This is a genomic window from Moorena sp. SIO4E2 (assembly GCF_010671945.1).
GTDB classification, from domain to species: domain Bacteria; phylum Cyanobacteriota; class Cyanobacteriia; order Cyanobacteriales; family Coleofasciculaceae; genus Moorena; species Moorena producens.
In genome coordinates, this window is the sequence record NZ_JAAHIE010000013.1 from 1 (window position 1) to 14131 (window position 14131).

The following is a 14131-nucleotide window of genomic DNA, read 5'->3' on the forward strand; positions in this document are numbered from 1 at the left end:
CCCTCCCCCATGCTTTTGAATGTTTTGGAGAAGAATTCAGAAGTGCTGAACCTTTTTTTGCAGTGCTAGCAGCATTAGGAAAAACCGATTTGTTTAGAACTCATGAAGTTCCTAAGATTAAAGCTGTTTTAGATACTCTTAGTTTATTTTAAATATTTGTTTTTATGTAACATTTTTTTTAAATTATTTGATTTTTAATTGTTAAAATATTACTATATTATATAATATATAATATATAGAAATTCTCTTCACGAGTGAGCTACAAATTTCCGGGTTTTAGGAAACAGCGGATCACCGGAACAGCGGATCGGGTAGCTAAGGCCGTGAGCCACGCTTTAGGCTTTGCCGACGCTGCGCGTTCGCGTTTGGCCGTAGGCCAAACGCGAACGGAGCAGGGAATAGGTAATAAGAAAAAAAATCTCTGTACCTCATAGCTATGAGAAAAGTTATATATCATAGTGATTATAAATTTTATTTTCCAGATACTCCTCAATTAACAGGCGAGTGTAGCTATTGAGAGGATACTCCAGAGCTTTTTGGGGAGTCACCCATACCCATTGCTCAATTTCTTCGTTGGGAGTGATGGTTTCCCTGGCAGAAAAGGCATAGTAATTAACCATGATGAAATGGGCTTCTCGCACAAACTGTGAGTCCAACACTGCTTCCTGTAGCAACCCAAAGCGTACCTGAGTTAAATCTAGACCAACTTCTTCCCGAAACTCTCTGAGCAGTGCCTCTTCGAGGGTTTCACCCCATTCTACTTTACCTCCTGGTACACCCCATTGACCCCGCCATTTAGTGGTTTTCACAATCAAAATTCGTCCACTTGTAGTTAAGGCAAGTGCCCCTACCGTAGTCAAAGGAAACTGCCCCTGCACAGATAGCCCTCCATTTATGATTTTCTTTGGAATCCCATTGCTTAGCTTGTTTTGTCGAATTTTTTGTTCACAGACCTACTTGGCATAGGTGAGCGCAGTTTTCAATCTTTAAGGATCACCATCTGATATCACCAATCACTAATCGTGATTTCTGGGCTAGTGGCCAGTAAATCACGATTATGTCAATTTCAGGGATCAGGTCGAAGCTATTTCCTGTATAAAACTTGATTGTCCCAATAATCTACCATGCCCAAACGCGCTTATCGTCCGGTTGAGCAACAATGAACCACCCCTTAGTGAAAAATCTTGTATCCACTGGCAAGGCATTTCAGGGGAAGTCTGATACGCTAACTCTCTAGACCTTGAATAACTTCCAGGCTATCAGGAGGTGTTATATTGAAAATTTAAACTCCCCAGGCAAGATTCGAACTTGCGACCAATCGGTTAACAGCCGACCGCTCTACCGCTGAGCTACTGAGGATTGCCAAACAATTGCTCTTCACATCTACTGATTATAATCATAAAGTACAAAGTCTGGCAAGTACTTTCGCAAATTTTTTTGAAATCACTGTTGTGTCGGGAGTTTTGAGTATAGGTTACAGTTCGCGCAAACTAGTTAACAGTATTTAGTCAGCTAACTATGAGCCAGTAAGTAGTCAACAGTAAGTAGTCAACAGTAAGTAGTCAACAGTAAGTAGTCAACAATACTTCCTAATGGTTGACTTCTTACCACTGTAGCCCAGGGTTGAGTAGGGAAGGGCTTGATTCAATGTTGACGTTAAGCAACGGTTTTTGGTTAACCCCTGATTGCCTTTGTTTTTCTAACACTGCTCTAGCTAATGCAGCTTGTCGTTCCACTTCTTCCTTTAAATGCTGCTTACGGGAATACTCAGCTATCTTGATTCTCGCTTTCTGGTAGGTGGGGGTTTCTTTAGGGATTTGAGACAAATACACTAGCGCTTTAATAAAGTTACCCTGTCCTCCTTGTTCATAGGCTTCTTGTAACAAGTACTCTGCTCGAATCTGTTGCTTTTGCTGATATTCCTTCAGCTTTGGTTGGACTTTAGCACCGGTGCGGGTTTCTGGATGGATTTGTTCGAGTAGTGCGATCGCATTGGTAAACTCTTGGGCTAATGCTTGTTTGTAGGCTTGCTTTAATAACCCTTGGGCTTCTGCCTCAAGGCGAGGTTTTGCCTTCTTGACTAATGGCTCCATCTTCTTTTGCCAAAAGCCAATTGAGGGCATTTTATCGTATCCCTCAAGCACATCTGACCATCTTCCTTGATCAAAGGCTTGCTCTGTAGCCTTAAACAGAGCTTCAGCACTTTGCCATTGTTGCTGCCACTGTTGAACCGTATTTAGGGATTGTTCATAGATCAGGCTATCGCTAGGAATCGATTCTGCTAGTGCGATCGCTTCCTCCAAATCACCGGCTTGATAGTGTTTGATTGCCTTTTGTAGAATATCAAATTCAGAACGAGACGCAGAAGCATTCAGTAAAGCATAAAGTCCGATTAAAATGGCTATAGCATTGGAGCTTGCTGCTCCCACTCCGATTCCTTTCAGTAAAGGTGGCAATTTTGGCCAGCTATACAGGGCGAATTCACGGACATACACTTTCCAATCTAATGGCGGCTCATCAGTGCTAAGTGCTAAGTTATTATTAATATTTTTTGATTCTTTAGTGTTATTTATTGATTCGTTATTACTACTTTTTGATTCTTGAATAATAAATTTTGATTCGTTATTACTACTTTTTGAGTGTTTTTCCAGGAGTGTTTTCTGCTCATTTTTGACTCCTGAGTCAGACAATGGCGTTGCCTGTTTTAATTGTTGTGAGCTAGACTCCCTAGTCAGTGCTGAGTGTTCAATGGTAACCATTGAGTCAGACTGAGTATCTAGCACGTTTAATTCAAGAGTGTCATTGTCACTAAACTTGATACTGAGTGGTGAGTGCTCCGTTATCAGTTCTGAGTCAGACTTAGCAATAGATACTTTTAACTCAGGACTTTGAGTACACATCAGTGTCTTAAGTACGATTAAGGCATCAGTTGCTGACTGATAGCGTGCTTCGCTGTTGTAAGACACCATATGGTTGAGTACAAACGCCATTTTATCGCTAACCGATACATGTTTTCGCCAATCAATCTCACCAGTCTCAGGGTCAGCCAATTGCATTGGGGTCATGCCTGTGAGGGCGTGAATCGCAATCATTCCTAGGGAATAAATGTCACTGTTAGGAAAGGATTGACCAGCAAGTTGCTCTGGGGGTATGTAGGCGAAGGGACGAATTGTGCTGGATGGATCAGACGATGGGATCTTGGTCAGATGGAGTTTGATTGACTTTGAATTAATCAGCTCAGCAGCACCAAAGTCAATCAAAACTAGCCTACGGTCTGACCCTCGTCTGATTAGGTTATTGGGTTTGAGGTCCCTATGAATTATCCCTTGGCGGTGAATAAATTCTAGGATGCCTAAAACATCTTGTAATAGTTCAATGCACTGGTTTTCCCTAAAGCGTTTATTACTGTTTTGGCTGATCGGCAGTTCAGTACTAAGAGTTTCTCCGATAATTAACTTTTGAACTAAGTAAAATCCGTGGTGATCTTCAAAATAATCAACTAGACGAGGAATTTGGTTATGGCTACCCAGTTTGATCAAGGTTTGAGCTTCATTGAGCCAGAGACGCTTAAGAAATTGCCATTTTTGAGGATCATCGCTTTTGGGCTGAAGATACTTAATCACATAGCGGGGATGGCCCTGTTGTCTGGTATCCTCTGCGATATAGGTTTTGCCAAATGCCCCAGCACTTAGAGATTCAATGATTTTATAACGCCCATTTAGGAGCTTTCCCCATAGGGAATGATTTGGATTAATTTTCAAAGAATTTTTTCCTACCAGAATCACTTCTATTTAGTTTTTTTCAAGAAACCAACAGTGTTTCCGGAATTAGTGGTTTACAGAAGTAATTGGATTTGCTGTAGTGTCACCCGGTAGGAAATCGGATGTAAGCAATCAGCTATATTAAATCAGCTATATTAAATCATATATATTAAATCAGCTATCAGTGATCAGCCATTGTAATGATCGGCCTTACTCCCGTTGCGGGATGATCTGACAATTGTTGACAACCCCAAAGCTTCCACTCTTCACCCCTCTCCCCCCTCCCGATTTTGTCCTCATTTGCTACAACAGAAAGCAACTGGGTATAAAAACTATATGCCAGGATAGATATTAGATGTGTGTTCTTCGGTGGTCATCATATCCGCTTCTCAAACATGGAAAGTTGAAATTAGCACTATGAGCAAGGATCTAGACTTTAGCCCCCAGGGCTATGAAATTAAACAAGAGTTAGGACAAAATCACGCTGGGGGTAGAGTCACCTACCTGGCGACACAACTGGAGACTCAGCAAAATGTTGTGATTAAGCAGTTGCAGTTTTCCCAATTAGGCACTAGCTGGGCAGAATATGACACTTATGAACGAGAAATTAAACTCCTGCAGCAGCTCAATCATCCTAGCATTCCTCGCTATATCGATTCTTTTGACACTCCCACTGGATTTTGCTTAGTCCAAGAATATAAACCAGCACCTTCCCTCGCGGAAGATTACCACTGGACACCAGAAGAAGTTAAGCAAATTGCGATCGCTGTTTTGGAAGTCTTGGTTTACTTGCAACGGCGGCAACCTCCTGTGATTCATCGAGATATTAAACCAGAAAATATTTTGGTTGATAGACAGGGTAACTTGAAGGTGTATCTAGTAGATTTCGGTTTTGCCCGGATAGCAGGTGGGGATGTGACCCTCAGTAGCGTTGTTAAAGGTAGTGTAGGGTTTATGCCACCAGAGCAGATGTTTAATCGGCAATTGACCAAAGCATCTGATCTGTATAGCTTAGGGACAACCCTGATTTGCTTGCTGACAGGGACAAAATCTAGCGAAATCAACACCTTAGTTGATGATAATTATCGGATTAATTTCAAACCACTGTTGCCCAAGTTAAATCCTCAGTTTATTCATTGGCTCGACAAAATGGTGGCACCTAACCTCAAACATCGCTATCCCGATGCAGCAACTGCCCTAAAAGCCCTGAAGCCGATTGATGTAGTGAATGATGTCACTCCTCTAAAAACACTGTTGCGGGCTATACAACCAACAAAGGCAGTAGTAAAACTTGCCACCCTCAGCCTTGTGGCTGCTTCTTCATCGGCTATAACCTATGCCTGGCTCACCAGTCCAGCCAGACAGTTGCTAACCAGTGGAGAATGCCCAGGCTGCAATCTCCCAAATATCAACCTACAGGATAAGAACCTCAAGCAAGCTAAGCTGGAGGGGGCGAATCTTAGTGGTGCCGACCTAGAGGGGGCTAACCTGTGGAGAGCTAACCTTAGGGGGGCTAACCTGTGGGGAGCTAACCTAGAGGGGGCTAACCTAAACGGTGCTCGCTTGCATGGTGCTAACCTGGGCGGGGCTAACCTCAAGGACGCTAACTTTGACATCAGGAGGGCTAAGCGCCAGGGCATTAACCTCAAGGGCGCAACTATGCCTGATGGCTCTGTACATAAGTAGTCCGATCCTGTCTGGTTGAATACTTATCATTCTGGGTTTTTCGTCAATTGAAAATCGATAATTGAAATTGAAATTGAAAATTAACAATTAACAATTAACAATTAACAATTATCGATGAACCTAAATAGTAAGTGATTAACCTGACTCGAGATGACTAATTAAATTGAAAGATGTGACCAGAACGAGCACGAGAGTATTTAACTGTTGCTATCTGGTTGGAGGAGCGATCGCGTACTGTGATCAATCCTGATTTATTGCTCAACTGCATTGAGGATTGAGTTAAACGGGTGATTGGGAAGCGCTTAACTTCTAAGGGCTGAAGAATCCCACTCAGGAGTTGGGGACGACCTAGTTTATCTGCCATCTCCCAGCCAGTGAGGTCAATGGCTTCACTGGTCACATTCTTCAACTCAACCCATTCGCTTCCGCCTTCATCGGAGCCTTCTGGATTAGGTAATGCGGCTACGATTATCACAGCACCATCATTCTTGATGATATCATCTACTGGCACAACTACTGGACGATCCATATCCGGTTCTTTTGTGCCATCCTTGCTCAGGAAGATGGGAAAGAAGGAACGAATAAACTCGCCACGGCTACCATTGGGATTGGTACTGCGGTAGAGGACTAAATCGTAAGTGGCATCATTGATAGTAATTCGACGCTTGTCACGAATTTTGCCATAGATACTTTCATAATAGGCAACGGTTGCGATCGCGATTTCACATTCAGGGCTTGGTCCAACAAAAAATCCCCCTTTCTTCTTGAACAATTTAGCAATAACATTGCCTCCCATATCAGTCACGTTTTGGTTCATTTGTAACGTGACAACGTTGGGATTATTCGGTCCTTCATTCCCTCGTAAGTCATACTTGTAGCCGAGAAAATTTACTCGCTGATTTTTTTCATCTAGGTAGAATTTTACCCATGAATGGTAACCAGAAATGGTGCCAAGAGTTTCTCGTTTATCTCCAGAGCGGATATTGTATTTTCCTTCCCCAACAAATACATGCTCAAAGCCAGAAGCGAAGTGAGTTGATTTGCCCTTGTAGTAATTGGTGTAGTGTTCAAACCAGATTCGCTGTAGCTTGATTCTAAATTGCTGCTCCGAAAGATTTTCACCTAACTCTTCGTTAATATAGTTTCGGGCAAGTTGGATCGGTTTGGTAGAGAGAATCAGAGAAATAAAATCTAATTGCTCATGTTCTTCTTCCTCAGGAGTAAATTCTGGGTCAAGAGAGCGGATGGCGTAGTTATCTAAGAGTTTAATGAAACTGCTATAGGTGCGGGTTTCATCGAACAATTTGTCTTCATTAACTTTATAGAATAAGGGTCGGGTAGCTAAGTCGATTTCACGTTGACCGCTAGCTTTGACCTGCTCATCTAATAGAATGTCAGCAGTTTCGTCTTCCCATTCTCCGGAGCTAGTGCGAGTGCTAACCGAGAATTGGTTTTCGTCACTTTCCCAAATTTGTTGATAAATATTGGTTTCGCTCATGTCTCTATTTTTTAAGTCAAATGATCTAAAGGTTGTTGAGGATATCTATGCCAAGTTAAATGATTGACGGTCAACGGTCAACGGTCAATAAATCTATCCTAGGCTCACTATTTTCAGGAGACAGTACCCTTGAGGGTACTTTTTTCTTGCTCCTGCGGGGTAGTTTCAAATCTGATTTGTAATTATACTCAAATCTTGCACCATTATCAATAAGCTTGGTTCATGTAGGGTGGGCAGTGCACCAGACAGATAATCAAGCTTGCAAAGCGCTTTGGTAGGCACTGCCTAGGCTGTTGAGTTTGAATCCCTTATGCCGATAAAAGTTCATGCAGTTTATATGTCAATTTTTGTAGTCTGAAAAATAGCCCGACGCTTGGCCAAGGGAGATTCTCCAAAGTGCTGTCGATACCAATAATTAAATTCGCCATGGGTCGCGCCTCAAAGTTTTAACCCTTTTCAGCCAAGCCTCCCAACCATAAAGGCTGCCCCAGCGAGGGATTGCTCGCTGGGGTAACTTCTGACCCTTGGGAATTGGAGACTGGATCTGTTGCGTGTTCTGTAGATTCCCGCTATAATAGTAGTGTCGGGAGCGGGAATACTGAATGATAACTCAAGTTAATAATCTTCGTTTGGACAAGCAACAGTCTGATCCTCTCAGGCAGATGTGTCACTTGAGCAAAAATATGTTCAATGTGGGACTTTATAATGTCCGTCAATACTTTTTTCAAGAACGGAAACATCTACGATACGAAAGTAATTATCACCACTCAAAAGATAATGAAAACTACAAATTATTGCCGACTGATATTGCTCAACAGACCTTAAAGATTGTTGATAGATCCTTTAAGTCTTTCTTTGGTCTGATCAAACTTAAATCTAAGGTCGGTTACCAGAAAAAAGTCAAGATTCCAAATTACCTTCCCAAAGACGGGTACTTCATTCTTGTTATCCCTATAAGGAAGCGTGACTGGAGTAAACTGCCGGAAAAAAACTGGGTATTTACTGTCCCTATGTCTCGCCAGTTCAAAAAAGACTATGGAATAGTTCAGTTTACTATTCCAGAAAGGCTTAGATCTAAAACAGTTAAAGAAATCCGAGTTCTTCCTAAGTAGAACGCTAGGTACTTCGATGTTTGCTATTGCTATGAGGATGACCCTGAAACCCAAGTTGAGCAAACTGGTGAGGTCTTAGGAATAGATTTGGGGCTTGATAATTTTGCTACGTGTGTTAGTACTACTCAGAAGTCATTTATTATTGACGGTAAAAGAATCAAGTCTGAGAATCAGTTCTATAACAAACGCAACGCCAAACTTCAGTCTATTAAGGACTTGCAAGGTATTAAAACCTTAACCAATCGACAGGCTAGGCTATTAAGAAAACGTAATCACAAAATCAGAGATTTTACCAAAAAAGCCGCTAGATATGTTGTAAGTTGGTGCAGACAGAACAAAATCAGCAAGATTGTTATCGGGTACAACCCTGACCTAAAACAGAGGGTCAATATGGGCAAGCGAAACAATCAAAAATTCACCCAAATTCCGATTTATATGTTCAAAGACAAGCTGGAAAGCCTCTGTCAACGGTATGGGATTGAGTTGATCGAACAGGAGGAATCTTACACCAGTAAAGCATCTAGCTTGGATAAAGATGAATTGCCTGTATGGAATGCTGATAACCCCAAAAGTTACACATTCAGTGGGAAAAGAATAAAGCGTGGATTATACCGGACTAGTAAAGGTTGGCTGATCAACGCCGATTGCAACGGAGCATTAAACATAATTCGTAAACATACAAGTAAGCCTGATGATTTTATTGGAGGGTTTAGAGGCTGTTTGGCTCAGCCATTAAGAGTTTTATGCTCTTAAGAATCCCTCACTATAATCGCGTGATTTAGTGAGGGAGTGTCAATCTTAGACTTTTCCAAACCGACGTTCGCGCTGCTGATAAGTAGACAAAGCACGGTGAAACTGTCCACGGTCAAAATCCGGCCATAGGGTATCTGTGATGTAAAGTTCCCCATAAGCCATTTGCCAAAGCAGGAAATTGCTCAAGCGCATTTCCCCACTAGTGCGAATTAGCAAGTCTGGGTCACAGACATTGGCAGTGTAGAGATGGCGTGAAAATAGGGCTTCGTCAATGTCATCTGGTTGGATGTGACCAAGCTGTACCTGAGTAGCAATGGCTCGACAGGCTTGTATAATTTCCTGGCGTGCTCCGTAGTTAGTAGCCACAGTAAACTGAATGCCAGTATTATTGAGAGTTTCATTCATAGAGTGCTCAATTTGTGCTTGCAACGATTGCGGTAAGGCGGTCAAATTTCCCACAAACTGAATCCGAACATTCTCCTCCATCATTTCTTGAAGTTCTCTAGCCAAAACCCGCTCAAACAAGGTCATCAGAAACTCCACCTCTTCTAAGGGGCGTCCCCAGTTTTCTGTAGAAAATGCATAGGCGGTCAGGGCTTTGATTCCCCAATCATCACAACAACGAAGTAGTTTTTTGAGAGCCTCCACCCCTTGCCGATGTCCTATAACCCGAGGTAGTCCTCGGCGTTTTGCCCAGCGACCATTGCCATCCATAATCACTGCCACATGCCTAGGCAAACGGTCTGGTGAAAGGTCGCTTGGTAATTTGTTTAGGATAGTTTGCATAGCAGTTATTTTTTCTCTTGAGACGTTGATGATGGAAGACGGAGGAAACGTGAAACTAGCACCCGTCCCTGGGACTTGAATTGGCGACCTAGGTTGCGTAGACCTGGAGCAACTACCTCACGATCCACGACTGGGGAAAATCGTTCCTCTAGCAATTGTTTGAGTTTTGTGCTAGTTAGTGGTCGGTACAATCCTCCTTTTTCCGCCAAAGAAATTGAACCCGTCTCTTCAGATACAACAATACAAAGGCAATTTTCGACACGTTCTGTAATTCCCATCGCAGCCCGATGGCGGGTCCCCAGCTTCCGAGAGGCTGTGCGCTCAGAAAGAGGCAAAATTACCCCCGCAGCTACAACCCGAGAGCCACGAATTAATACCGCTCCATCGTGTAACAACGTAGTTGTTTGGAAAATGGTTTGCAGTAGTTCTTTAGAAATTTCAGCATTTAGCTGAACACCCGGTACAGAAACATCCCGCTCATCAATTGGACCATTAGTTTCTAAAGTTATCAAAGCGCCAACTCGATTTTGAGACAACTCTTTGACCGCGTCTACGATTTCATTGATTACACTGTCAGGCTTAGGAGTGGGACGTCGTTGTCCTTGAAACAACTGCACAATCTCTCCTCTACCTAACTGTTCAAGAAATCGACGAAACTCTGATTGGAAGATGACAGCCATTGCCACAGCTGAGCCAACCACCAACTTTTCTAGCACAAAACTCAATAGCGTCAACCCTAACCTATTACTTACTGCTGCGGCTAACATCAGGACAATTAGCCCTCGAACCATCCATAATGTGCGGCGCTCCCCAATGATGAGGAGCACAAGATAAGTAAGGGCTAGAACCAACCCAACATCGATGCTGTGAAGCAACAATGACTGAGCCCAGCTATGGTCAGTAACAGGACCCGGCAACGGAGGCATTGAACGTTCAGGAAAGAATTAAGGATGGAGATGGAGTCGAACTGGCTTGATTTTAGCGTCAGCCAAGTGATTAGCTCTTAAAAAGTTAATGGTTAATGGTTAATGGTTAATGATTGGCGGTTACCCAAAAGTCAACCACCAACAACCAACAACCAATAGCTTTTAGCTTTTAGCTTTTAGCTTTTAGCTAATTTCTGCTCTGGGTCTGAGTCGTTCGGGCAAACGATCTAGGCGAATTAAATCTTGGTAAGTTTCCCGCTGCACAATCACTTGGGCTTCTCCGTCCTTGACTAAAACTGCTGCTGGTCTGGGTAACCGATTGTAATTAGATGCCATGCTGTAATTGTAGGCACCAGTAGCCATTACCACCAAAATATCTCCTGGCTGAGTTTGAGGTAGGGTGGCATCTTTAATCAGAATGTCCCCTGATTCACAATGTTTACCAGCAATTGTGATTTTTTCGGTCAGGGGAGCTGACATCCGGTTGGCAACGACAGAGCGATAAACGGATTGGTAGGTAATGGGACGCGGATTATCTGACATACCTCCATCAACTGTCAAGTAAGTCCGGATTTCGGGGATGACTTTAGAACTACCCAAAGTGTAGGCGGTGACACAGGCTGGACCAACAATGGAACGCCCGGGTTCCGATAGCAGTTTCGGTAGGACGAGTTGCCGAGAAGTGCAAGCAGCAACAACGGAGTCACAGACTCCCTTGACCCAATCATCAATACTAGGGGGGTCATCGGATTCTAGATAACAAATCCCTAAGCCTCCTCCTACATTTATCTCTTGTACTGGCAAATCGTAGTCAGCCGCTTTAACAATACACTCCACTAGCACTTTCGCCAGATCTTGATGGGGTTGCCTCTCAAAAATCTGAGAGCCAATGTGGGCGTGTAAACCAACAAAGTTGAGGGTTGGGTGTTGGCTGATAAAGGTAAAAACTTGATCCCAGGTATCGGGATCAAAGCCAAACTTACTGTCTAGGTGACCAGTGCGGATGTAATCGTGGGTGTGACACTCGATCCCTGGGGTCAAGCGAATCATGATCCGGATATTCTCTTGTGGTAAAGAAGCCAGGGCTTTTAACTCCAGCCAGTTATCCACTACGATGGTGCAGCAAATCTCGGTAGCTAGCTCCAGTTCACTGGTAGATTTATTATTGCCATGGAAATAGAGTTTGTCAGCACTAACACCAGCTTGTAGAGCAGTGTAGAGTTCACCACCAGAAACCACATCGATTCCGAGGCTTTCAGAGTTTGCGATCGCACAAATTGCTAAACAATTCCAAGCTTTAGAAGCGTAGAGAACCAGGGATTCTCCGGGGTAGTAGTTAGCAAAGGCTTCCCGATACTGATGACAAGCAGTTCTAAAGGTTACTTCGTCCACAATGTAAAGGGGGGAGCCAAATTGCTCGACTAGAGTCGTCACATCGCAACCACCAATTTCCAAGCAGTCACGGCTGTTGACTTTGGCGGTTAGAGGTAGCAGTTTCTGATTTGGTGAGGGGTTTGACCCACCATTGTTTGGGTCTGGAGTGATAGATGAATTGAGATACTGAAGCCCTGAATTGTGAACCTCAATGGGTTGAGTCGATAGCATTATGTAATTATTTTCCTGATTTTGCTTTACAGTTGGAACTTGCGTCTCGTTAATCAGTGTACAATTGAAGGCTGTGACTGTCTTAAAACTTAAACCCCTCAAAGCAGAGCACCTAAGTGCCGCAGTGGCACTAGATCAGCTGTGTTTTGGTGGACTTTGGACTCGGTCGGGTTACGAGCGAGAGTTGGATAGCCCCAACAGTCAGTTGTTGGCTTTGGAAGCTCCTCCAAAAGGGGGCAAAAAACCAACTTTGCTTGAAGGCACAGGTGTTCCCATCACCTCATTACCCAATTGGCTGGTAGGCTTAGGTTGTTTTTGGTCAATTTTGGAGGAAGCCCATATTATCATTCTGGCAGTGCATCCTGACTACCAACGTCAAGGTTTGGGTCAATTATTGCTTTATTCCTTGCTAAAGGAAGCTAAACAGCGTAATTTAAAGTGGGCAACCTTAGAGGTGAAACCATCTAATCAAGCAGCACTGGCTCTTTACCAAAAGTTCGGCTTCACTAAAGCTGGACGACGTAGAAATTATTACAAAGACACTGGGGAGGATGCTCTGATTCTATGGCGAGGGGGTCTGAAAACCCCTGAATTTGAGAAAATAATGGCCGATTGTTACGAGGAAATTAAACAGCGCTTGGCTGCGATTGACCTGGAAATTGGTTAATGGCTAATCACTAGAAATGGCTGGGAAGTAAGTAAATAACTGTTTCAATTGCTGCAAGTTGTGTAAAAATCAACGGTGGGCTGATTTACCTGTGCTAGAATCAGCTTACACGGGCATGCAACAGGTGATGGGAATACGCCATGTTTGAACGCTTTACAGAAAAAGCCATTAAGGTGATCATGCTGGCTCAGGAAGAAGCACGTCGCCTAGGTCATAATTTCGTAGGCACAGAGCAAATCCTCCTGGGTTTGATTGGAGAAGGAACTGGCGTAGCTGCCAAGGTCCTCAAATCTATGGGCGTAAATCTCAAAGACGCTCGGATTGAAGTTGAGAAAATTATTGGCAGGGGTTCCGGCTTCGTTGCTGTCGAAATCCCCTTTACCCCCAGAGCAAAGCGGGTTCTGGAGCTATCCCTAGAAGAAGCTCGCCAGCTAGGCCATAACTACATTGGTACAGAACATCTGCTACTTGGGCTAATACGGGAGGGAGAAGGCGTAGCGGCTAGGGTTTTGGAAAACCTAGGAGTAGACCTGTCTAAAGTCAGAACCCAAGTTATCCGAATGTTGGGTGAAACGGCGGAAGTCACAGCAGGAGCATCTCAAGGTCGTACAAAGACTCCTACTCTCGATGAGTTTGGCTCAAACCTAACCCAAATGGCTAGTGAAGGCAAGCTAGATCCAGTAGTAGGACGGGAAAAGGAAATAGAACGGGTAATCCAGATATTGGGACGCCGTACCAAGAATAACCCAGTATTGATCGGAGAACCAGGGGTAGGGAAAACTGCGATCGCAGAAGGCTTAGCCCAACGAATCGCTAACAATGATGTTCCAGACATTTTGGAAGAAAAGCGAGTCGTTACCCTCGATATTGGCTTACTGGTTGCTGGAACCAAATACCGGGGTGAGTTTGAAGAACGCCTGAAAAAAATTATGGATGAAATTCGTCAGGCATCTAACGTAATCCTGGTGATTGACGAGGTTCATACCCTGATTGGTGCAGGTGCAGCTGAAGGGGCAATTGATGCGGCAAATATCCTCAAACCAGCCTTAGCAAGGGGAGAATTGCAGTGCATTGGAGCGACAACTTTGGATGAGTACCGCAAACACATTGAGCGGGATGCAGCCCTAGAACGTCGTTTCCAACCAGTAATGGTCGGTGAACCGTCAGTAGAAGAAACTATTGAGATTCTATACGGCTTGCGGGAGCGCTACGAGCAACACCACAAATTGAAAATTTCCGATGAGGCTCTCGAAGCAGCAGCAAACCTCTCAGACCGTTATATTTCCGACCGTTACCTGCCAGATAAGGCCATTGACCTGATCGATGAAGCAGGAAGC

General features: G+C 43.7%; 10 protein-coding genes, 1 tRNA gene and 2 pseudogenes. 6 read left to right on the plus strand and 7 right to left on the minus strand.

Annotated elements, in window-relative coordinates; genetic code table 11:
• Positions 1-152, plus strand: a pseudogene (locus F6K37_RS45315) (dihydropteroate synthase); the annotation flags it as partial.
• 102 nt (positions 153-254) lie between these two features.
• Entirely contained in the window at positions 255-434 is a 180-nt protein-coding gene (locus tag F6K37_RS02655; protein WP_287247995.1) for a hypothetical protein, read from the plus strand.
• A 12-nt stretch (positions 435-446) separates the two neighbouring features.
• Here the strand turns inward: F6K37_RS02655 and F6K37_RS02660 are convergent, their stop codons facing one another.
• The 3 genes from F6K37_RS02660 to F6K37_RS02670 all read right to left on the minus strand — a co-directional run bounded on the left by F6K37_RS02660 (position 447) and on the right by F6K37_RS02670 (position 3761).
• The gene (locus F6K37_RS02660) at positions 447-878 is read right to left on the minus strand and encodes an NUDIX domain-containing protein (RefSeq protein ID WP_044493200.1); all 432 of its coding nucleotides are present in this window, start codon (positions 876-878) and stop codon (positions 447-449) included.
• Between the two features lie 409 nt (positions 879-1287).
• Positions 1288-1359: transfer RNA gene (locus F6K37_RS02665), tRNA-Asn, on the minus strand.
• Positions 1360-1604: 245 nt separating this feature from the next.
• Positions 1605-3761 (minus strand): serine/threonine-protein kinase, encoded by a 2157-nt coding sequence (locus tag F6K37_RS02670; RefSeq protein WP_287247999.1) that lies wholly within the window; start codon positions 3759-3761, stop codon positions 1605-1607.
• Between the two features lie 417 nt (positions 3762-4178).
• Here F6K37_RS02670 and F6K37_RS02675 point away from each other — a divergent pair, with 417 nt between their 5' ends.
• A complete protein-coding gene (locus F6K37_RS02675; protein WP_287248001.1) occupies positions 4179-5447 on the plus strand; it encodes a serine/threonine-protein kinase in 1269 nt (422 codons plus the stop codon).
• A 154-nt stretch (positions 5448-5601) separates the two neighbouring features.
• Here the strand turns inward: F6K37_RS02675 and F6K37_RS02680 are convergent, their stop codons facing one another.
• Entirely contained in the window at positions 5602-6945 is a 1344-nt protein-coding gene (locus tag F6K37_RS02680) for a lamin tail domain-containing protein (RefSeq protein WP_008184302.1), read from the minus strand.
• A gap of 602 nt (positions 6946-7547) precedes the next feature.
• Here F6K37_RS02680 and F6K37_RS45320 point away from each other — a divergent pair.
• Positions 7548-8810, plus strand: a pseudogene (locus F6K37_RS45320) (RNA-guided endonuclease InsQ/TnpB family protein).
• A 45-nt stretch (positions 8811-8855) separates the two neighbouring features.
• Here the strand turns inward: F6K37_RS45320 and uppS are convergent.
• The 3 genes from uppS to lysA all read right to left on the minus strand — a co-directional run bounded on the left by uppS (position 8856) and on the right by lysA (position 12127).
• On the minus strand, positions 8856-9605 hold the full coding sequence (gene uppS, locus F6K37_RS02695) for an undecaprenyl pyrophosphate synthase (RefSeq protein WP_044492301.1): 750 nt from the start codon (positions 9603-9605) through the stop codon (positions 8856-8858).
• Positions 9602-10522 carry a diadenylate cyclase CdaA gene (cdaA, locus tag F6K37_RS02700; protein WP_008179944.1) on the minus strand — a complete coding sequence of 307 codons (921 nt, stop codon included), beginning with the start codon at positions 10520-10522 and terminating at the stop codon, positions 9602-9604. The genes uppS and cdaA overlap by 4 nt, the downstream gene beginning before the upstream one ends.
• Positions 10523-10705: 183 nt before the next feature.
• Positions 10706-12127, minus strand: coding sequence for a diaminopimelate decarboxylase (lysA, locus tag F6K37_RS02705; RefSeq protein WP_008179941.1), 1422 nt, complete (start codon positions 12125-12127; stop codon positions 10706-10708).
• Between the two features lie 73 nt (positions 12128-12200).
• On the opposite strand from lysA, the gene rimI reads away from it, so the two are divergent.
• Positions 12201-12794 carry a ribosomal protein S18-alanine N-acetyltransferase gene (gene rimI, locus F6K37_RS02710; RefSeq protein WP_287248008.1) on the plus strand — a complete coding sequence of 198 codons (594 nt, stop codon included), beginning with the start codon at positions 12201-12203 and terminating at the stop codon, positions 12792-12794.
• 140 nt (positions 12795-12934) lie between these two features.
• Positions 12935-14131: Clp protease N-terminal domain-containing protein (locus F6K37_RS02715; RefSeq protein WP_287248010.1), on the plus strand; the 1197-nt coding region annotated here is incomplete at its 3' end.

Bases quoted from the DNA above. Each gene is read 5' to 3' on its own strand.
- F6K37_RS02675 (WP_287248001.1), top strand. From the start codon at position 4,179: ATGAGCAAGGATCTAGACTTTAGCCCCCAGGGCTATGAAATTAAACAA.
- F6K37_RS02680 (WP_008184302.1), bottom strand. From the start codon at position 6,945: ATGAGCGAAACCAATATTTATCAACAAATTTGGGAAAGTGACGAAAAC.
- cdaA (WP_008179944.1), bottom strand. From the start codon at position 10,522: ATGCCTCCGTTGCCGGGTCCTGTTACTGACCATAGCTGGGCTCAGTCA.
- lysA (WP_008179941.1), bottom strand. From the start codon at position 12,127: ATGCTATCGACTCAACCCATTGAGGTTCACAATTCAGGGCTTCAGTAT.